Source organism: Nonomuraea mesophila (assembly GCF_004352805.1).
Classification (GTDB): Bacteria; Actinomycetota; Actinomycetes; order Streptosporangiales; family Streptosporangiaceae; genus Nonomuraea; species Nonomuraea longispora.
This window is the reverse complement of record NZ_SMLD01000096.1, coordinates 17,475-37,154: the sequence shown is the minus strand read 5'-3', so window position 1 is coordinate 37,154 and position 19,680 is coordinate 17,475. Positions and strand designations below refer to the sequence as shown.

Genomic DNA, 19,680 nt, shown 5'->3' with positions numbered 1-19,680 from the left:
CCCCGCGGCGGGGCGGGCTTGCTGGTCGGAAGCGGGTGGTCGGAGGGGGTGACGGCGTGGCCGGGGCTCTCGCGGAAAAGGATCTCCCGGCGTAGCGTGGCTTTATGCGGCAGGCACACGCTGAAGACGCGAGGACCGAGGCCAGACGAGTCGTACGCAACCTGCTGGGCGAGGAGCGCCCGACGGCCCCGGCCCTCATCGACGGCGTACGCCCCGTGCTCGGGGACGAGCGGACGGACCGCACGCTGGAGCTGGCGCTCGGGGCCTCGCTGACGAGACGCTCGGCCGAGCTGGCCGCCATGGCGGCGCTGCTGGTCGGCACCCGTGAGCTGGGCGTGGAGTGGTGGACGAGGCCCAGGGGCGGCAAGCTGCCCCCTCCCGACGAGGTGGCGCGCACGGCCGTCGCGATCGAGCCGTGGACCGACCTGACCGCGCTGGAGATGCTGGCCGCCTGGATCGCCGACGACGCCGCCGACCAGTTGTGGGGCCGGCCCGTCGCCCAGGTCGATCTGAACTCCTGGCAGGCGGAGGACCGTTTCCACCTGCCGCCGGGGGTCAGGCCGGGGCAGCGGCTCGTGGTGCACTTCGACGCCGGCGGCCGGCTCGACGCGGTCGTCACCCGCCGGGCCGACGACGACCTCGGCTCCAACCTGGACTTCCACTCGCTGCGCTACTCCCGGCCCGCCGAGGCGCAGTGGAGCTGGGGAGTGGCCGCCGGGCTCGGGCCGCACCGGCTGCCCGGGGAACACCCCGACCCGTACGCGCGCCAGGTGCCCGCCGGGGCCTCGGAGGTCCTGCGCGCCTGGGCCGTGCGCCACGGCGCCACCCGCGCGCAGCTGGGCGAGCGGTGGGACACCGTGGGGGACGTCGTGGCCGCCATCGAGCGGGTCGACTGGATGTGGCGCAGCGGCGAGTGGTTCGGGTGGTGGCGTGGCGCGTCGGCGCTGGTGGACGACTCCGCCTACCTGCCGTACCGGCTGGAGGAACTCGCCGCCGGCTGACGCGCCCCCGCACCTGGGTCGAAGGAGGGCGGGCGGCAGGAATCAGGGGCCGGGGCGGGCGGTTGCATCCGTCTATGAAGGTCGAGATTTTCTCTGATGTCGTGTGCCCCTGGTGTTAATTCGAGGCGCACCGGCTGATCGAGGCAGCATACGTGGGGCGCCCCCCGGACGTCGTGAGCCGATGAGGTGAGACCCCCGGGCCTCAGAGGCGATACGTCAGACCGCCTCCGGCTGCGGCTCCGTCGTGCCCTCGCCGAGCCGGCCCGAGCGGTGATGCCTGCGGCAGAGCACCTGGTAGCGCACGTGTGCGGCGTCGGTGTCGCCGATCACGACCTGCTCGCCCGTACGCGCCATCGTCCCGCCCACGATCCTGGCGTTCAGCCGGCCCGGCCGCCCGCACCAGCACAACACCTCGACCTGCAGCCGGCACACCTCGTCCGCCAGCTCGAACAGCCGCTGGGCGGCCGGGAACATCACCGAACGGAAGTCGGAGGCCAGCCCGAACGCGTAGACGTCGACGCCGTGCTCGTCCACCAGGTCGGCGAGCTGCTCGATCTGTTCGACCGTGTAGAAGCAGGCCTCGTCGCAGATCAGGTAGTCGATCCTGTCGTGCCCGGTGACCAGCCGTACGAGGTCGAGATCGTCCTCCACCTCGATCGCCTCGAGACCGAGCCCGATCCGGCTGGTGACCTTGGGGCCGCCGGAGCGGTCGTGCTTGGTCAGCACGAGGCCGCGCCGGCCCTGCCGGCCGTGGTTGTGGTTCATCTGGAGGGCGAGTGTGGACTTCCCGCAGTCCATGGGGCCGAAGTAGAACTTCAGCACGGCGTCCCTGGTACCAGACGGCACGGCAGACAAGGCAGACACTTCAGTCACGGGCCGCCAGCTTAGCGGCTTGGCTTGTTCCATGACCTCGTGGGACATTTCTCCCCTGGAGTTACAGGAGGAAGTGTGGTCACCGATAATCCGACGTCCAACCCGCCCTCGACCCCGCCGCCCGGCGGGCCGTCCGGCGGGCCGCCGAACGAGCCGGCCGGCGTGCCGCCCGGCCCTCCGGCGCTCGACGCGATGATGTCGCAGGACGACGTCACGGCCGCCCAGGCGGAGGCCACCCGATGGCGCTACGGCTTCCTGGTCGTGGTCACCGGGATCATCGCGGTCCTGGTCGCCTTCGGTGCCGCCGTGTTCGCCACCCAGGAGTTCGCCGTGCTGTTCGCGGGCGTGGCCGGGGTGATCGGCACCATCATCGGAGCGTATTTTGGGGTGCAGGCCGGTCAGTCCGGCAAGGCCAGGGTGGAGGCAGAGCTCTCCCGCTCCCAGGAGATGGTGGTGAGGCTGGCCGCGTACGTCGGCACAGACAACGCGCCCCGGGTCATCGACGAAGTTCTCGGCCGTCGCCGAAGCTAGAGGAGCCATGCGTAGCGTCCGTATCGGAGTGGACACCGGAGGCACGTTCACCGACGTCGTAGCGGTGGACGAGCAGACCGGTGAGATCCTCACCACCAAGACCCCCTCGACCCCGGCGAACCCGGCGGACGGGTTCGTCACGGGCATCGAGAAGCTGGGTGAGCTCATCCGCGGCCCGGAAGCCCGTGACGAGAGCACGGCCATGGAGTACGTCGGCGCGATCGTCCACGGCACCACGGTGGCGACGAACCAGCTGCTCGAAGGCCGCATCGCCGACCTCGGACTCGTCACGACCGAGGGGTTCGAGTTCATCCTGGAGATCGCCAGGCAGAGCGTCCCGGACGGCTACGGCAACTCCTACTTCTGGGTCAAACCGCCGAGGATCGTCCCCGTGCACCTCGTCAGGACCGTCGGAGGGCGGCTCGACCACCGGGGCGAGGAGGTGTGGCCGTTCTCCGAGGAGCAGGCCGTCGAGGTGGCCCGCTGGTTCAGGGCCAAGGGCATCACCGCGATCGGGGTCTGCTTCCTGCACGCGTACGCCAACACCGAGCACGAGCGGCGCATGCGCGAGGTGTTGTGGCGCGAGCACCCGGAGGCGGTGATCTCGCTGTCGAGTGACGTGCTGCGCGAATACCGCGAGTACGAGCGCTCGGTGACCACCCTCGTGGACGCCGCCGTCAAACCGGCCATGCGCGGCTACATCGCCGGCCTGTCCAACCGGCTCGGCACGTCGTTCTCCGTGATGAAGTCGAACGGCGGCATCCTGTCGGCCCGCGAGGTCGTCAACCAGCCGATCACCACCGTGCTGTCGGGGCCGGCGGCGGGCGCGCTCGGCGCGGCGCTCGTCGCGTCCACGGCGGGCCACCGCTCGGTGATCACGCTGGACGGCGGCGGCACCTCCACCGACGTGGCCGTGGTGATCGAGGGCGAGCCGTCCGTCACCACGGAGGGGTCCGTCGGCGGTTACCCGTGCAAGATCCCGATGATCGACATCGTGACCGTCGGCGCGGGCGGCGGCTCGATCGCGTGGATCTCCCCCGAGGGCACGCTCAAGGTCGGGCCGAGGTCCGCCGGCGCCGACCCGGGCCCGCTCTGCTACGGCAGGGGCGGCACCGAGGTGACGGTCACCGACGCGCACGTGTTCCTCGGGCGCATCCCGCCGCACCTGCTGGGCGGGGAGATCCCGCTGGACGCCGAGGCGGCCCGCGCGGGCATCCAGGCGCTGGCCGGCAAGCTGGGCCTGACCCCCGAGCGTACGGCGACGGGCATCCTGGAGATCAGCGCGTTCAACCAGAGCAATGCGATCCGGCAGCTCACCGTCAAGCGCGGGCTGGACGTGCGGGACTTCCCGCTGGTGACGTTCGGCGGGTCGGGGCCGCTGCTGGCCTGCCGGCTGATCGACATCCTCGGCCTGCCGTCCGTCGTCGTCCCGCGCGACCCCGGCAACGTGTCGGCGTTCGGGCTGCTCACGGTGGACGTCAAGAACGACTACGTCCGTACGTACGTCACCCGCGACCTCGAACTGGGCAAGGCGGTCGAGATCTTCCACGACCTGGAGCATCAGGCGGGCGAGGAACTGGACCGCGAGGGCTTCGACGACCCCGTCTACGTGCGCAGCGCCGACCTGCGTTATTACGGGCAGGCGTACGAAGTGCGGGTGGCCGCCCCCGCCGGCGAGATCGACGAGGCCTGGCAGGCCGAGGTCGTCGACCGTTTCCACACGGCTCACGAGAAGCTGTACGGCTACGCCTACCGCGACGATCCCCGTCACGGCGTCGAATGGGTCAACCTGCGCGTGTCCGGCATCGGCCCCATCAGCCGTCCGGTCATCCCCCGCCTGGACAGGCCGGGCGAAGGCGCCACCTCCGTACGTCGCGTGCACTTCGACGAGACCCGCGACACCCCCATCCACCAGCGCTCGGCGCTCGGCCCCTGCGCCACGGTCACGGGCCCGGCGGTGATCGAGGAGTACGGCTCGACCATCCCCATCCACCCGGGCTTCACGGCGACGGTGGACGACTTCGGCAACGTGGAGATCTCCGCAGCGGACCGAGGAACGGTGAGTGAGCGATGAGCACGACCGACCCCATCCTGGTGGAGATCGTCGAGGGGACACTCGCGTCGGTCGAGAAGGAGGTCGAGACGGCCATCGCGCGTACGGCCCGCTCGCCGATGATCCGCGACGCGCACGACTTCCGCGCCGGCATCCACGACGTACGCATGCGCAAGCTGACCGGCCGCTCCTACAGCGCGCTCGTCCAGCCGGTCGTGCGCGACTTCCCCGTCGAGACGATGAGACCCGGCGACGTCTACTTCCACAACGACGTCTACCTGTCCGAAGGCGGCATCGGCCACCTGCCCGACCTGTGCGTCACCGTCCCGGTGTTCCACGAGGGGGAGGTGGTGGCGTTCGTGCAGGCGTTCGGCCACCACGACGACATCGGCGGGTCCGTCCCCGGGTCCATGCCCTCGCACGCGCGGTCCGTGTACGAAGAGGGCCTGATGGTGCCGCCGATCAAGCTGCGGGACCAGGGCGTGCCCAACGAGGCCGCGCTGCGCATCATGACCCGCAACTCCCGCATGCCCGACTCGCTGGCCGGCGACCTCGACGCCGAGTGCTCGGCCTGCCTGATGGGGGCGCGGCGGCTGGCGGAGCTGTTCGACCGGTACGGCAGGCAGGCCGTCGAGGCGAGCTTCGACGCGATCATCGGCAAGACCACCGAGACGTTCCGCAGGGAACTGCTCGCCAAGATCCCCGAGGGCACGTACGTGTGGGAGGACTACGCCGAGCACGACGGCGTGGACGAGCCGCGCCTGCACGCCCAGCGCATCACCCTCACCGTCGACCATTCCGCCCTCGAACAGGAGGCGGACGACGGCGGCCGGGCGCCGCTGACCATCGACTTCACCGGCACGTCACCGCAGGCCAAGGGGCCGATCAACCACGCGGGCGACTACGCCGACGGCGTGTTTCTGAAGAAGTGGCTGGCCCCGGTGCTGCGCAACCTCGCCGACACGCCGGAGCGCATGGCCGAGCTCGACGTCAACGAGGGTGTCGTCCCCCTCATCAGAATGATCTTCCCGGAGAAGGGCAGCCTGCTCACCCCGGTCTTCCCCGCGCCCACCAACGCCCGCACGTTCGTCATCCTGCGCCTGCTCGGCGTGCTGGCGGGCGTGCTGGCCAAGGCGACGGGCGGGCGCATGCCGGCCGACCAGGAGACCATCCGCTACACCGGCGTCCACGGCGTCGGCGCCGACGGCGAGCCGTACCTGATGCGAGAGGTGCTGGGCGGCGGCTCCGGCGGGCGCTGGTACGCCGACGGCGAGGACACCATCCACGTCGTGCCCGACTCGCGCAACATCCCCGTGGAGTTCGCCGAGGCCCGCTGGCCGTTCCGGGTGGAGCGCCTGGCGCTGGCCTGCGACTCGGGCGGGCCCGGCATGTACAGGGGCGGGCTCGGCTACGACAAGCACATCCGCATGCTCAGGGACGCCTCGTACATGTCGATCGCCGACCGCTCCATCCTGTCCTGCTGGGGCGTCAACGGCGGTCTCGCCGGGCGGCCGTTCCGCGTGGAGATCGCGGGCAAGGAGATGGAGGGGCTGGTCGACGACCATCCGGTGCAGGCGGGGGAGCTGATCAGGATCCGCACCACCGGTGGCGGCGGCTGGGGCTCGCCCTACGACCGCGACCCTCGGGCGGTGGCCGCCGACGTACGCGACGGGAAGGTGTCGATCGCCGGCGCGCTGGGAGACTACGGGGTGGTGCTCGACGGCGACCGCATCGACGAGCAGGGCACCGCCGAGTTGCGGGCCCGGCTACGGCCGCCGGCCGGGCGCTTCTTCGACCGGGGGCCGGGGTATGCGAAACTCGCCGGCCGGCCCTTCGCCGACGTCGACGAGCTCACCAGCCCTCCCGACAACGGCCCGCCCCCTGACGGCCCTGCCGGCGACACCGCCCCGGGCGACGACCCAGGCGACGACGTCCCGCCCGGCGAAGACCCGGGCGCGGAGGGTCCGCGCGGCGAGGGTCCGCCTGGGAAAGGTCTGCACGGCGAGGGTCCGCGTGTCGAGAGCCTGCACGGCGAAGGCCCGCACGGCGAAGGCCCGGCCGGAGAGTCCTGACCGCGAGGTACGGGGACTCAGGCCGGAGGTGTGTCGAAGCTGGCGAAGTAGGTGGCCGACATGTCCTGGTCGCCGTGCCCCTGGGCCTCGGCGCGGCGCAGCCGTTCGCCCGCGGCGGCCACCACGTCGACCCGCACCCCGGCCTCCTCCGCCGCCTGTGTGATCAGCCGGGTGTCCTTCACGGCGTTGGTGACGGCGAAGCTGGCCGTGAAGTCGCCCTCCAGGATGGAGACCGACTTGGCCTGGAAGTAGGGGCTGTCCATCGGGCCGCCGGTGATCACTTCACGGACCAGGCCGGGGTCGACGCCGAGCCCCTGGGCCAGCGCGAGGGCCTCGGCCGCGACGGCGGTGAGCGAGATGCCGTAGCTCACCGTGGCCATCTTGAGCCGCGTGCCCGCGCCACCGGCCCCGTCGTCGTCCACCCAGAGCGTACGCTGCCCGACAGCGTCGAAGACCGGTGTGAGCGCCTGCCTGGCGGACCGCGGGCCGGCCGCGAGCACGACGAGCTTTCCCTGCTCGGCGGGCTGGCGGGTGCCCTGCACGGGAGCGTCGGCGAACGTCAGCCCGTGCTCGGCCGCCAGCGCGGCCAGCCGCTCGGTGGCCGCCACGCCGACCGTGCTCATCTGCGCCCACACCTGCCCGGGGCGCAGCGCGGGGGCGGCGGCCGTCATCGCGGCGTGCACGGCGTCGCCGTCGCTCAGCATCGTGACGATCACGTCGGCCCCGTCGACGGCCTCGGCGGGCGAGCCGGCCACGACCGCCCCATGGGCCGCCAGGGGCTCGGCCTTCTCCCGCGTACGATTCCACACGTGAACCCGCATACCGGACGTGGCGATGTTGCGCGCCATGGGAGCGCCCATGAGCCCGGTCCCCAGGACTGCGACCTTGGTCATGGGATCATCGTACGTTCGGCCGCGGACGCGGCCACGCGCAGGGTGCGGTGTCGACGCCCGCCGGTGCCGGAGAAACCGATCGATCGGAAGAAAGGGAGGGACCCGCGTGCGGATCGTGCTTGCCGGGCTCGCCACGAGTCACCCGTACACCGATGCCCGCACCCTGGCCAGGCATGCCGAGCTGGTGGTGTGGGAGCCCGACGCCGAGCGGCTGCGGCGCTTCACCGATGAGCATCCCTCCGCGAAGGTGGCGGAGAGCCTGGAGGGGGCGCTGGGGCACGACCCGGACGGCGTCGTGCTGACCGTGCCCAACCCGGAGGTGCCCGCGGCGCTGGCCCGGGTGCTGGAGACGGGGGCGGCGTGCTTCGTGAACAAGCCGGCCGCCGCGACCCGGGCCCAGCTCGACGCGCTCGACCGGCTGCCGATCCACGACCGGGTGATGTCGACGTCGGTGTTGCGGTTCGCGCCCGCGTTCGCCGGGGTGCGGGCCGCCCCGGACGACCTGCTCGCGGTGCGGGCCACCGTACGCCACGACGTGGGTCTCTGGGCGACCGGCTACAACCCGTGGCAGGACACACCCGCCGAGGGCGGCGGCACGCTGGTGACCATGGGGGTGCACGGGGTGGAGCTGCTGGTCGCCCTGCTGGGCCCCGACGTGCGCCTGGCGGGGGCCGCGCGGTCCACGCGGCATTACGGTCCGCTCCGTTCTGAGGACACCGGTGTCATGGCCCTGCGGTGGGGCGGCGGCGTGCTCGGCACGGTCGAGGTGCTGGGCGTCTCCGAGACGGAGTCCTACACGCTCACGCTGCACCGGCGCGACTCCACCGAGACCGTCACCATCGAGGGCGGCGACGATCCGATCAGGGGTCTCGGCTACGAGGGCACCATCGACGCGTTCCTGGCGATGGTAGGCGGCGCGCCCGGCCCGGTGCCGTGGGAGCAGACGAGAGCCGTGCTCGACGTGCTCGTCTCCGCGAGGGAGAGCGCGTAGGGAGAGCGCGTCGGGAGACGGGCCCGGCGTTGACAGCGCGAGTCTCGCCCGGTTACGGTCTGGACCGTAAATAGCGGACGGAGGACGTGCGTGCAGACGACGGCGGAACTCGAGGAGCGGCTGGCGCGGCCCGGCGACGGGCTCGTCGACGACCTGGGCAGGCTGCCCGGCGACATCATGATCCTGGGCGCGGGCGGCAAGCTGGGCCCGAGCCTGGTGCGGCTGGCGCTCAACGCCACCCGTGGGGACCGGCGGATCATCGCGGTGTCCCGGTTCGGCGGGCCGGGCCTGGCCGACGCGCTCCGGGAGGACGGCGCGACGGTGGTGCCCGCCGACGTGTCCGACGAACGGGCGCTGCGCGACCTGCCCGACGCGCCCAACGTGGTGTTCCTGGTCGGAGCCAAGTTCGGCACGCAGGGGCGCGCCCACGCCGCCTGGTTCACCAACACCTACCTGCCCGGCCGGGTGGCCGACCGGTTCAGGGACAGCAGGATCGCCGCCCTGTCCACCGGCAACGTCTACCCGCTCGTCCCGGTGGGCGGCGGCAGCACCGAGGACTCCCCGACCGGGCCCGTCGGCGACTACGCGATGAGCTGCCTGGGCAGGGAGCGGGTGCTGACGCACTTCTCCGAGACCTACGGCACGCGCGTGGCGCTGCTACGGCTCAACTACGCCGTCGAACTGCGCTACGGCGTCCTGGTCGACCTGGCGCAGAAGGTCCTCGCGGGCGAGCCCGTCGACCTCACGACCGGCCAGGTGAACGTGGTCTGGCAGGGCTACGCCAACGAGGTGACGCTGCGGTCACTGTCGCTGGCCGGCACGCCGCCGTACGTGCTGAACGTGACAGGACCCGAGCTGATCTCGGTGCGGCAGGCCGCGCTGGCGCTCGGCGAGGCGCTCGGCAAGGAGCCGGTCTTCAGCGGCGAGGAGGCCCCCACGGCGCTGCTGTCGAACGCGGGCCGCTGCCACCGGCTGTTCGGCTACCCGGAGCTGACCCCCGCCGAGCTCATCGAGCACACGGCGCGCTGGGTCGCGGACGGCGGGCCGCTGCTCGGCAAGCCCACCAAGTTCGAGCGCCGCGACGGGCGTTTCTGATCCGCTGTCACATCACCGCACTTACTCACTTGGGGGTCCTCACGTGCTCGGCACGGCTCCGGAGGCGCACGCGTCCGTGCGCGACCTGTTCAGGCGCGGCCTGGTGATCCCGGCGCACCCGCTGGCGCTGACCTCGGACAGGAAGCTGGACGAGCGCCGCCAGCGGGCGCTCACCCGCTACTACGTCGAGGCGGGCGCGGGCGGGCTGGCGGTGGGCGTGCACACCACGCAGTTCGCCATCCACGGCACCGGCCTGCTGGCCCCGGTGCTCGAACTGGCGGCCACGGTGGCGGGCGAGTACGACCACGACGTGGTGCTCGTGGCCGGCGCCACCGGCCCGACCGCGCAGGCGGTGGCGGAGGCCGAGCTGGCCAGGTCGCTCGGCTATCACATGGTGCTGCTCAGCCCGTACCGCGAGCTGGACGAGGACGGCCTGATCGAGCGGGCGCGGGCAGTGAGCGAGGTGCTGCCCGTGATCGGCTTCTACCTGCAGCCCGCGGTCGGCGGCCGGCACCTGTCCAGGGAGTTCTGGACGCGGCTCGCGGCGATCGAGGCCGTGGTCGGCATCAAGGCGGCGCCTTTCGACCGCTACCGGACCCTCGACGTGCTGCACGGCGTGGTGCGCGCGGGCCGGCAGGGCGAGGTGGCCCTCTACACCGGCAACGACGACCACATCCTGACCGACCTGATCACCCCGCACCGGGTGGTCGTGGACGGGCGCGAGGTGGAGATCGAGTTCGTCGGCGGGTTGCTCGGCCAGTGGGCGGTGTGGGTGCGGCGGGCCGTGGAACTGCTGGAGCAGGCCAGGGCGGCGCGTTCGGGCGACGACGCGGCCGTACGCCGGCTGCTCACCCTCGACGGTCACCTGACCGACGCGAACGCCGCCATCTTCGACTCGGCCAACGCCTTCCGCGGCTGCATCCCCGGCATCCACGAGGTGCTGCGCCGGCAGGGCCTGCTGGAGGGCCGCTGGTGCCTGGACCCGGCCGAGGAACTGTCGCCCGGCCAACTGGCCGAGATCGACCGGGTGCTGGCCGCCTATCCGGCGCTGCGCGACGACGACTTCGTCGCCGAGAACCTCTCACGCTGGCTCGCCTGACCGATGCCCGGGGTCGGGATGCTGCAGCGTCAGGCGGTAGAGGGTCAGCGGGCGGCCGCTGGATCCGCTGGTGAGGTTGCCGGTGCGTTCGGCGAGCCCGGCCAGCTCCAGGCGGTGCAGCATGCGCCGGGCCGTACGCTGCTGGACCGCCAGCCGGTCGGCGATCTCGCGCGTCGTCAGGGGTTCGCCCCCCGCGGCGGCCCGCGCCTGGAGGAGCTTCTCCAGCGTCGGCACCGACAGCCCGACCCGGCGGGCGATGACCGACAGGCTCTGCCCGCCGGCGGGCGTGGTGGCCACCGACTCCAGCACGATGTCGGCGTCGGCCCGCAGCGACAGCACCGCGGCCACCGGGCCGATCCTGCGGGCCTTGGCCAGCGCGCGCCGCGCCAGGCTCTCCGCCTCCGCGGCGCTGCGTCCCAGCCCGAACCCGACGCGGACGGCGTCGTTCTGCTCGGCCAGCCGGGCCAGCATGGGCAGCCCGGTGAAGCCGCCCGTGGCGTCGTGCAGCGGGCCGCGGGTCGTGACCAGCAGATGGGTGCCGCCGCGGAAGGCCGCCAGCGTGCCGCCCAGCGCCGTGGCCTCGCGCAGCAGCCCCTCCTCGTTGGCCACCTCGACGAGCCCGAGCGCGATCTGGGCGTCCTCCTGCACCTGCCCTTCGGCGGTCAGCACGAGCTGGCGCAGCGCCACCCGTACGGAGTGCACGGAGGGCACCAGGCGCAGCACGTGCCGCTCGCCGCGCAGCGCCTCGTGCACGGAGCTCAGGCAGGTGATCACGGTGTGCGCGGGGCTCCTGCGATGGAAGGCGATCGCCTTCTGGGAGGTCATGCCCGGCCGGTACGGGTGCATGCGCAGCTCACCGGCCGGCAGGCCGGCCTCGCCGAACGTGGCGTCGACGTCGGCGGCGGGCAACGTGTCGATCGACAGCCTGGTGACGTCCTCGCCCTGGTGCTGGAGGCGTACGAGGGCGTTGAGCAGCGTCGCGCCCGAGTAGTCGACGAACGCGGCGGGACGGGTGAGGGCCTCGGCGTCGCGGCAGAGCATGTAGGGCACGATGCCGGTGAACAGCCAGCCCTCGACGGAGGCGGCGTGGGCCTCGACGATCGCGGGCGCCTGCGACTCGTGGTCGTAGTCGAGGCGCAGGGTGCTCACGCCCGGCTGCTCCTCGCAGACGGCCGCGACGTCGTCGACCAGATCGTGCGGGCCGACGACTCCGATGACGATGCCCACGCACGCCTCCCTCTCGCTTATTACGGTCAGGACCGCAATCATAACTGGTGAGGTGCCCGGTGAAGTTCCCGTCCATGGCAGAAGCAGACGGCCGCACCCTCGGCGACGAGGAGGTGGCCGCCGTCGAGCGGGTGATCCGCTCGGGCATGCTCAACTCCGTCTGGGGGACCGAGGCGCGCGAGCTGGAACGCGAGATCACGCGCATGTACGGCTCCCGCCACGCGATCGCGTGCAGCTCCGGCACCGCGGCCCTCCATCTGTCGGTCGTGGCGGCCGCTCCGGACCCCGGGGACGAGATCATCACGACACCGATCACGGACTTCGGGACCGTGGCCCCCATACTGGCGCAGAACGCCGTTCCTGTCTTCGCCGACGTGGATCCGTCCGACGGGAATCTGGATCCCGGCGCCGTGGCCGCGCTCATCGGCCCGCGGACCAGGGCGATCATGGCGGTGCACCTGTTCGGGGCGCCGGCCAGGATCCACGAGTTGCGCGCGCTGGCCGACGAGCACGGTCTGACGCTGATCGAGGACTGCGCGCAGGCCTGGCTGGCGGAGCTGCCCGGCGGCGGGCTCGCGGGGACGACGGGTCACGTGGCCTGCCTCAGCCTGCAGCAGTGGAAGCACATCACCTGCGGCGACGGCGGCGTGGCGATCACCGGCGACGAGGAACTGGCCAGGCGGATGCGGCTCTTCTCCGACAAGGGCTGGGACCGCGCGGCCGGACGCTCGCACGCCGCCTTCGGGCTCAACTACCGCATGACCGAGCTCCAGGCCGCCGTGGCCCTCGCCCAGCTCGCCAAGCTGCCCGGCGTGCTCGCCGCGCGCCGTCGCACGGCCCTGCAGCTCATGGACGCGCTCAAGGGCCTGCCAGGGGTACGCCTGCCGCGCCCGCAGGGCCACGCGTGGTGGCTCTTCCCGATCGTGTGCCCCGACGGCGACGCGCCCGAACGTGCGGCGCACCTGGCGGATGCCGGCATCCCCGCCCGCGCCGGATATCTCGCCGAGCCGCTGAACAGGGCGCCGGTGTGGGACGCGCCCATCTACGGGACGGCGCGTTACCCGCTCGACGGCTACACCCCCAACGCCTGCCCGCGGGCCGAGCGCATGGTCGACCGTACGTTGCTCGTCATCGACTGGAACGAGAACTACACGCCGGAGCATGTCGAGGCGATCGCCCGGGAGATGGCGAGGTACCGGGACCGGGCGTAGTCACGTTCGCGTCTCAGGCATTGACCGGGCCAAGTCGCGCTCACTAGGTTTCGGTCAGGACCGGTATTAAGCGAAAGGAAGCCGCCGATGAAGAAGGCAGCGGCAGTCGGCCTCGCGGCCGTCCTGAGCCTGGCGGTCGCCGGGTGCGGATCCAGCGGCGGCGGCTCGGACAAGAGCGCCGTGACCCTGTGGATGTATCCCGTCATCGGGGACCAGGCCAAGAGCCAGGCGTTCTGGAGCAAGGTCGAGAAGGACTTCGAGGCGGCCAACCTCGCGATCGACGTCACGATCGACCTGCAGCCCTGGGAGGGGCGTCAGGAGAAGGTCACCACGGCGCTGGTCTCGAAGAAGGGCTTCGACCTGGTCGTGCTCGGCCCCGACCAGATCCCGCAGTACGCCCAGCAGGGCACGATCGAGCCGGTCGACGACATCGTCACCCCGGACAAGGCCTCCTACCTGCCCAACTCGCTCAGCGCCCTCACCATCGACGGCAAGCTCTACGGCGTCCCCATCTACCAGACCATCACCGCGCCGATCTACAACAAGAAGGCGTTCGCCGACGCCGGCGTGGACGAGGTGCCGGAGACGCTCGACGAGCTGAAGGAGGCCGCGCCCAAGCTGGCCGCCAAGAAGGTCGCCATCCTCGACTATCCGGGCAAGCCCGAGGTCACCCTCAACCAGAGCTTCTACCCGATCCTGTGGGCCAACGGCGGCACCGTCTTCGCCGCCGACGGCAAGAGCGTCGTGTTCAACGGGCCCGAGGGCGTGGCGAGCCTGCAGTTGCTGCTCGACCTGAAGGCCGCGGGCGGCCTGCCGCCGAACGCCGCGAGCAAGGGCAACGACATCGAGGGCGGCACGCTGGCCGCCGGCGAGACCGCCATGTACCACGCGGCCACCGCGGGCCAGGTCGACCAGCTCGCCACCGCCATCGGCGCCGAGAACGTCGGCATCGGCGTGCCGCTCGAAGGGACGAAGCGGGTCGCGTTCGGCATCCCCGGAGGCCTCATGCTGGCCAAGCACTCCGAGCACAAGGACGCGGCCAAGAAGTTCGCCGCGTACCTGGCCTCTCCCGAGGTCTCCGCCGCGCTGGCCAAGGAGTCGGGCTTCTTCCCCGCGCGCACCGACGTGACCGTGCCCGATCAGACGGAGGCGTCCAAGGAGTTCGCCAAGTCCCTGCAGTACGCCTTCCCCGGCGACACCCACCCGAAGGCCCGCCAGGTGATGGGCGTGCTCGCCCCGCACATCCAGGCGGCGCTGCTCGGCAAGGAGGACGCGAAGACCGCGCTCGACGCGGCGGCGCAAGAGGCGAACCAGCTGCTCGGCAGCGGCGGCTGAGGGAAGGGACCACCTGGTGCGTCATCGCCTGCGCGATCCGGTCACCGGCCTGCTGTTCGTGCTGCCCGTACTCGTGCTCTTCCTGATCTTCCGGATCTTCCCGTCGCTGGGCGCGGCGGGCATGAGCCTGACGAACTGGAACATCGGCGGCGAGTGGGACATCATCGGCGTGGACAACTACGCCCGGCTGCTCGACGACGTGAACTTCTGGCTGAGCCTGCGGGTCACCCTCGTGTACTCCGCCGTCTACGTGCCGCTCACCATGCTCGTGGCACTCGGCACGGCGCTGCTGCTCAACCAGGTGGTGTTCATGCGCGGCCTGTTCCGCGGCATGCTCTTCCTCCCGTACGTGACCAGCTTCGTGCTCGCGGGCATCATCTGGCGCTGGATCTACGAGTACAACGGCCTGATCAACGGCCTGCTGGCCAAGGCCGACCTCGGTCCGGTCGCGTTCCTGGAGCAGTCGGGGGTGGTCCTGCCCGCGCTGGCCGTCGTGGCGGTGTGGAAGGGGTTCGGCTACTCGATGCTGATCCTGCTGGCGGGGCTGAAGGCCATCCCGTCCTCCTACCTGGAGGCGGCCACGGTCGACGGGGCGGGCGCCTGGCAACGCTTCCGCAGGGTCACGCTGCCGCTGCTCAAGCCGACGATCTTCTTCGTCATGGTGATCGAGACGATCAGCGCCTTCCAGACCTTCGACACGGTGTACGTGATGACCGGCGGCGGCCCGGCCAGGGCGACGTACACCCTCATCTACGGCATCTACGACCACGGCTTCCGGTCGTTCGACTTCGGCTACGCCGCCACCTGGGGCATGGTGCTGTTCGCGGTCGTGCTGGTCGTGTCACTGATCCAGCGCCGTTTCCTGGACCGGGGGAACACATGACGACCACCACGGCGTCCCGTCCGTCCACCGTACGGGCCGAGCCCTCCCGCGCGGCGCGCAGGCGGTGGTGGCGGGGCAGATGGCCGCTGGCCGCCCTGCTCGCGCTGCTGTCGGTGCTGACCGTCAGCCCGTTCGTGGCGATGTTCATCGTGGCCCTGTCGCCGGCGGGCCGCCCGACCGTGCCGGCGCGGTGGCCGGAGTCGCTCACGCTGGACAACATCACGATGGTGTTGTCGTCGTCGGGGTTCGTCACCTGGACGTTCAACTCGCTGGTCTACGCCTTCGTCTCCGTGGTGATCATCCTGCTCACCTCGTCGATGGCGGGCTACGCCTTCGCCAAGAAACGGTTCCCCGGGCGTGAGGCGATGTTCTGGACGTTCCTCGCGACCATGATGGTGCCGTTCCAGGCCACCCTCATCCCGACGTTCGTGCTCGTCAACAGCCTGGACGGGGTGGACACGTTCTGGGGGCTGATCGTGCCGACGCTGGCCAACTCCCAGGCCGTGTTCCTGATGCGGCAGTTCATCCTGGGCCTGCCCGACGAGCTGTTCGACGCCGCGAAGGTGGACGGCGCCTCCGAATGGCGGGTGTACTGGACGATCGTGCTCCCGCTGACCAAGCCGATCCTGGCCACGCTGGGCGTGTTCGTGTTCCTGTGGCACTGGAACGACTTCCTGTGGCCGCTGGTCGTCGGGCAGAGCGACGCCACCCGTACGCTCACGGTCGGCCTGACCACGCTGCGGACCGAGGAGATGCAGCTGTCGCTGCTCATGGCGTCGGCGGCCGTGTCCGTGGTGCCCTGCCTGCTGGTGTTCTTCCTGCTGCAGCGCTACCTGGTCAACAGCATCGCGATGACGGGCCTGAAGTGATCGCGTTCTGCCTGGCTCCCGGGCTGCGCGAGATGTTCCTCCCGCCACCCCTGTTCGCGCGGCTCGAGCGGCTGGCCCCGATCGGCCCGCTGGAGCGGGCGCAGGTGCTGGTCACCGGGTGGGACACCCCGCGCGTGGACGCGGAGACGCTGGCCCGCGCGCCGGAGCTGCGGCTCGTGGCGCACACCGGCGCCGCGGTCGGGTTCCTGGTCTCCGACGCGCTCTGGGAGCGGGGCATCCGGGTGACCCAGACCGGAGCCGCGATGGCGCCCGCGGTGGGCGAGGTGGCGCTCACGTTCACGATGTGCCTGCTGCACCAGGTGCACCGCTTCGACCACAGCCTGCGGTCAGGGACCGGCTGGGCGGAGACCAGGGCGGCGGCCCGGCCGAGGCGCGAGCTGCGCGGCAGCGTGGTCGGCGTCGTGGGCGCCTCCCGCACCGGGCGGGCGTACGCGGGGCTGGTCCGGGCGCTCGGCGCCGAACTGCTGCTCGCCGACCCGACCGTCTCCGCGGACGACGCGGCCGGGCTGGGCGCCACGCTGGTGGAACTGGACGACCTGCTGAGGCGCAGCGACGTCGTGGCCCTGCACGCCCCCGCCATCCCCGCGACCCGGCACCTGATCGGCCGCAGGGAGCTGGCGCTCATGCCCGACGGCGCGGCACTGGTGAACACCGCCAGGTCGTGGCTGGTCGACTCGGCCGCGCTCCTCGACGAACTGCGCAGCGGCAGGATCGACGCGGCGCTCGACGTCTTCGACGAGGAGCCGCTCCCGGCGGACAGTCCGCTGCGCCGCCTGCCGAACGTGCTGCTCACCCCGCACCAGGCGGCGGGCACCGAGGAGGCCAGGCACCGGATGGGGACGCTGACGGTCGGCGAGATCGCGAGGTTCCTCGCCGGCGAGCCGCTCCAGCACGAGATCACCCGCGAACAGCTGCGCTGGACCGCCTAGCGCCCCGGAAGAGAGGGTCTAAGCTGTGCGAATGGTGGAGATCGACCCCCGTGCGGCCGAGTTGCGCGACCGGCTGCGCGGCACCCTGATCGCCGCGGCCGCGACCCCGATGACCGGGCCGGGCGAGATCGACCTCGACGTGGTGGCGCGCTACCTCTCCGGCCTGGTGGCCGACGGCGCCACCGGCCTGGCCGTGCTCGCCCACACCGGTCGCGGGCCGTTCCTCGCCGCCGCCGACCGCGTCGCCGACCGGGCCGCCGTCATCGAACGTGCCGCGGCCCTGGACGTCCCCGTGCTCGTCGGCGTGGGCGGCGGCACCTGCGACGCGGCCGAGCAGGCGCGGGCGGCCGCGGACCTAGGCGCGCACGGCGTGCTCGTGTTCCCGTCGGAAGGCGACAGGGCCGCGCTGCACGAGCAGGTGTGGCAGGCCGCCCGCCTGCCGATGCTCGCCTTCGACCTCTACACGCGGCCCTGCCCGCCGGACGTCATGCGGGAGATCCTGCGGCACCCAGGGGTGGCCGGGCTCAAGACCGCGCTGCTGTCCGACGCCATGGGCTGCCAGCGGGCGATCGCGCTCGCCCGCGAGTCCGGCCGGCTGGCGATCACGGGGGAGGACCGCATGTTCGGCCCCTCGCTGCTGTGGGGGGCCGAGGCCGCCCTGGTGGGCGTCGCGGCCGCCGCCGTCGGGGTGACGGCCGAGGTGATGCGCGCCTTCCGCGAGCCGGACCTGCGCGCGTTCGAGCGGGCCTCGGGTCGTCTCGACCGGCTGGCGGCCGCCACCTTCACCGAGCCCATGGAGGGGTACGTGCAGCGCATGCTCTGGCTGGCCGCCGCCGAGGGCCGCATCCCCGGCACCCACGCCCACGACCCCTACGGTCCCGGCCTGCCCGAGCGGGAACGCCTGCACCTGCAGGCCCAGGACTTCGGCACGGCGCAGGTGCGTGCCGGATCACCCGCCTGACCCGGCCCGTGTGCGGTCAGAGCCGGAAGAGGGCGGTGGCGTTGCGCCAGGCGATCCGCTCGGCCGTCTCCCCGGGCAGGCCGGCCGCGGCGACCGCCCCGAAGGCCGACGCCGGGTCGATCAGGGTCGCGTCGGTGCCGAACAGGAGCCGGTCCGGGTCCACCCCGGCCACGACCTCGGCGATGCGGCCCGCCGGGGCGTGCGACCAGCAGGGCTCCAGGTAGAGGCGGTCGCAGGCGCGCGCGGCCTCGATGGCGTGCCGGAACCCGTCGGCCCCCATGTGCCCGGCGATCACCCGCAGGCCGGGCACGTCCTGGCAGACCTCGGCCAGGTCGAGCACCGAGGCGCCCCACGTGTGCACGAGCGCCGGGCGGCCCGTCTCGGCGACCAGCGTCAGCGCCTCACGCAGCCGCGCCGAGCCGGCCGGCGAGCCCGTGTAGTCGGTGTGGATCTTGACGCCGACGAACCTTCCGCCCGGCAGGTACGTACGCAGGTCCGCCTCCGCCTCGCGCAGCCGCCGCGGGTTGACCGTGACGTAGCCGAGCAGGCGGTCCTGAGTCTCCAGATAGGCGGCCAGGGCGCGGTTGCCCGCGGGGGCGTCGTAGATCACGGCCTCGGTGGCGGAGACGATCGCCCGGTCGATGCCGTAGCGGTCCATGGTGGCCAGGGTCGAGCCGGCGACGTCCATGGTGAAGAACCACGGCCCCCAATGGGCGTGCACATCGATGATCACGGCGCGGGCCTCCTCGGCGTTCCGGCGAGCAGTCTCGTCGCGTTGCCGCCGGCCACGGCGGCGATCTCCGCGGGTCCCAGGCCGCTGGTCGCCAGGCGGAGGAGGGGCACGAGGGGCTCGTAGTGGGGTGCGCGCGAGCCGTACAGCAGGCGGTCGGCGCCGAGCTCGGCGGCGGCCGTCTCCAGCGCGTCAGGGGAGTTGAGCAGGCGGGTGGAGGTGTGGAAGCCGGGCTCGTCCGCGGCGGCCACCAGGAAGTCGCCCAGGTGGTAGAAGTGCGTGTCGAGGAAGACGACCGTGGCCCCGACCCCGGTGAAGGGCTGCCAGAACCTGCGTACGTCACCGCCGGTGAGCACCACCAGGCCGAGCCGCGCGGCCTGGCGGGCGACGTGCCGGACCGAGGGGAAGGCCGCGTCGACGCCCTGCTCGTCGGGGAAGAGCCGGACGGCCCGCGCTCCCTCCGACGCCAGCCGCTCCAGCTCGCGGGCCGCGCCGATCGCGTCGCGCAGGTCCACCGTCCCGACGGGGACGATCCCGGGATGCGCCGCCAGGGCCAGCACCTCGTCGTTGCCCGTGCGCATGTCGAACAGCGCCGCCCGCAGGTGCGCCACCGCCGCCCCGCGCACGCGGTGCGCGGCCAGCGTCTCCAGCACGGCCTCGGGCCTGCCGGGCGGCCCGTCGCGGTCCGGGTACGCGCCGAGCAGCGCGTCCACGTCGAGCGTCACCTCCAACTCGCCCACCAGCCGCCACGCGTCGAAGGGCGTGGCAGACCCTTGTTTTTCGGGCCCGTCCTCAATCGACATGCCGGTCATTATGGCATTGCCGGAAAGGGGGCAGAAAGGTACGGTCGGTCGCGATGAGCAAGAGGTGAAACCCCTGGGCCGGGGTGCGCGTCGCCCGGCGGGC

General features: G+C 72.2%; 18 protein-coding genes. 13 read left to right on the top strand and 5 right to left on the bottom strand.

From position 1 onward, the window contains the following. Positions 1-104: 104 nt before the first annotated feature. Positions 105-1,001 (top strand): hypothetical protein, encoded by an 897-nt coding sequence (locus E1295_RS29915; RefSeq protein WP_132635079.1) that lies wholly within the window; start codon positions 105-107, stop codon positions 999-1,001. Between the two features lie 216 nt (positions 1,002-1,217). Here E1295_RS29915 and E1295_RS29910 read toward each other — a convergent pair whose 3' ends face one another. Then, complete coding sequence (locus E1295_RS29910; protein ID WP_246080506.1) at positions 1,218-1,847, bottom strand: thymidine kinase; 630 nt, start codon at positions 1,845-1,847, stop codon at positions 1,218-1,220. 102 nt (positions 1,848-1,949) lie between these two features. Between E1295_RS29910 and E1295_RS29905 the strand changes: the two genes are divergently transcribed. The 3 genes from E1295_RS29905 to E1295_RS29895 are packed head-to-tail and all read left to right on the top strand — an operon-like array spanning position 1,950 to position 6,530. Beyond that, positions 1,950-2,405, top strand: a complete 456-nt coding sequence (locus E1295_RS29905) for a hypothetical protein (protein ID WP_246080504.1) — start codon at positions 1,950-1,952, stop codon at positions 2,403-2,405. A gap of 7 nt (positions 2,406-2,412) precedes the next feature. Then, complete coding sequence (locus E1295_RS29900) at positions 2,413-4,479, top strand: hydantoinase/oxoprolinase family protein (RefSeq protein ID WP_132635076.1); 2,067 nt, start codon at positions 2,413-2,415, stop codon at positions 4,477-4,479. Next, on the top strand, positions 4,476-6,530 hold the full coding sequence (locus E1295_RS29895) for a hydantoinase B/oxoprolinase family protein (RefSeq protein ID WP_246080503.1): 2,055 nt from the start codon (positions 4,476-4,478) through the stop codon (positions 6,528-6,530). Before E1295_RS29900 ends, E1295_RS29895 begins: the two co-directional genes overlap by 4 nt. 17 nt (positions 6,531-6,547) lie before the next feature. On the opposite strand, the gene E1295_RS29890 is transcribed toward E1295_RS29895, so the two are convergent. Further along, positions 6,548-7,423: an NAD(P)-dependent oxidoreductase gene (locus tag E1295_RS29890; protein WP_132635073.1), complete on the bottom strand. Its 876-nt coding sequence runs from the start codon at positions 7,421-7,423 to the stop codon at positions 6,548-6,550. A gap of 106 nt (positions 7,424-7,529) precedes the next feature. On the opposite strand from E1295_RS29890, the gene E1295_RS29885 reads away from it, so the two are divergent. From E1295_RS29885 to E1295_RS29875, 3 genes are all read left to right on the top strand, one after another. Further along, positions 7,530-8,414 (top strand): Gfo/Idh/MocA family protein, encoded by an 885-nt coding sequence (locus E1295_RS29885; protein WP_132635070.1) that lies wholly within the window; start codon positions 7,530-7,532, stop codon positions 8,412-8,414. A gap of 90 nt (positions 8,415-8,504) precedes the next feature. After that, positions 8,505-9,509 (top strand): NAD-dependent epimerase/dehydratase family protein, encoded by a 1,005-nt coding sequence (locus tag E1295_RS29880; RefSeq protein WP_132635067.1) that lies wholly within the window; start codon positions 8,505-8,507, stop codon positions 9,507-9,509. A 43-nt stretch (positions 9,510-9,552) separates the two neighbouring features. Continuing rightward, positions 9,553-10,608 (top strand): dihydrodipicolinate synthase family protein, encoded by a 1,056-nt coding sequence (locus E1295_RS29875; protein WP_132635064.1) that lies wholly within the window; start codon positions 9,553-9,555, stop codon positions 10,606-10,608. On the opposite strand, the gene E1295_RS29870 is transcribed toward E1295_RS29875, so the two are convergent. Next, positions 10,591-11,835, bottom strand: a complete 1,245-nt coding sequence (locus E1295_RS29870; protein WP_246080501.1) for a response regulator — start codon at positions 11,833-11,835, stop codon at positions 10,591-10,593. The two genes, E1295_RS29875 and E1295_RS29870, sit on opposite strands and share 18 nt — an antisense overlap. Positions 11,836-11,909: 74 nt before the next feature. Between E1295_RS29870 and E1295_RS29865 the strand changes: the two genes are divergently transcribed. The 6 genes from E1295_RS29865 to E1295_RS29840 all read left to right on the top strand — a co-directional run bounded on the left by E1295_RS29865 (position 11,910) and on the right by E1295_RS29840 (position 18,044). After that, positions 11,910-13,046: a DegT/DnrJ/EryC1/StrS family aminotransferase gene (locus E1295_RS29865; RefSeq protein WP_181958062.1), complete on the top strand. Its 1,137-nt coding sequence runs from the start codon at positions 11,910-11,912 to the stop codon at positions 13,044-13,046. Positions 13,047-13,133: 87 nt separating this feature from the next. Next, complete coding sequence (locus tag E1295_RS29860; protein WP_132635058.1) at positions 13,134-14,381, top strand: ABC transporter substrate-binding protein; 1,248 nt, start codon at positions 13,134-13,136, stop codon at positions 14,379-14,381. 16 nt (positions 14,382-14,397) lie between these two features. Then, positions 14,398-15,264, top strand: a complete 867-nt coding sequence (locus E1295_RS29855) for a carbohydrate ABC transporter permease (protein WP_132635055.1) — start codon at positions 14,398-14,400, stop codon at positions 15,262-15,264. Continuing rightward, a complete protein-coding gene (locus E1295_RS29850; protein ID WP_132635052.1) occupies positions 15,261-16,133 on the top strand; it encodes a carbohydrate ABC transporter permease in 873 nt (290 codons plus the stop codon). Before E1295_RS29855 ends, E1295_RS29850 begins: the two co-directional genes overlap by 4 nt. Beyond that, a complete protein-coding gene (locus E1295_RS29845) occupies positions 16,130-17,083 on the top strand; it encodes a hydroxyacid dehydrogenase (protein ID WP_220448961.1) in 954 nt (317 codons plus the stop codon). Before E1295_RS29850 ends, E1295_RS29845 begins: the two co-directional genes overlap by 4 nt. Before the next feature lie 31 nt (positions 17,084-17,114). Continuing rightward, a complete protein-coding gene (locus E1295_RS29840) occupies positions 17,115-18,044 on the top strand; it encodes a dihydrodipicolinate synthase family protein (RefSeq protein WP_132635047.1) in 930 nt (309 codons plus the stop codon). Between the two features lie 16 nt (positions 18,045-18,060). On the opposite strand, the gene E1295_RS29835 is transcribed toward E1295_RS29840, so the two are convergent. Together E1295_RS29835 and E1295_RS29830 are read right to left on the bottom strand one after the other, a co-directional pair. Next, positions 18,061-18,777 carry an amidohydrolase family protein gene (locus tag E1295_RS29835; protein WP_132635044.1) on the bottom strand — a complete coding sequence of 239 codons (717 nt, stop codon included), beginning with the start codon at positions 18,775-18,777 and terminating at the stop codon, positions 18,061-18,063. Further along, positions 18,774-19,577 carry an amidohydrolase family protein gene (locus E1295_RS29830; RefSeq protein ID WP_132635041.1) on the bottom strand — a complete coding sequence of 268 codons (804 nt, stop codon included), beginning with the start codon at positions 19,575-19,577 and terminating at the stop codon, positions 18,774-18,776. Before E1295_RS29830 ends, E1295_RS29835 begins: the two co-directional genes overlap by 4 nt. Positions 19,578-19,680 lie beyond the last annotated feature (103 nt).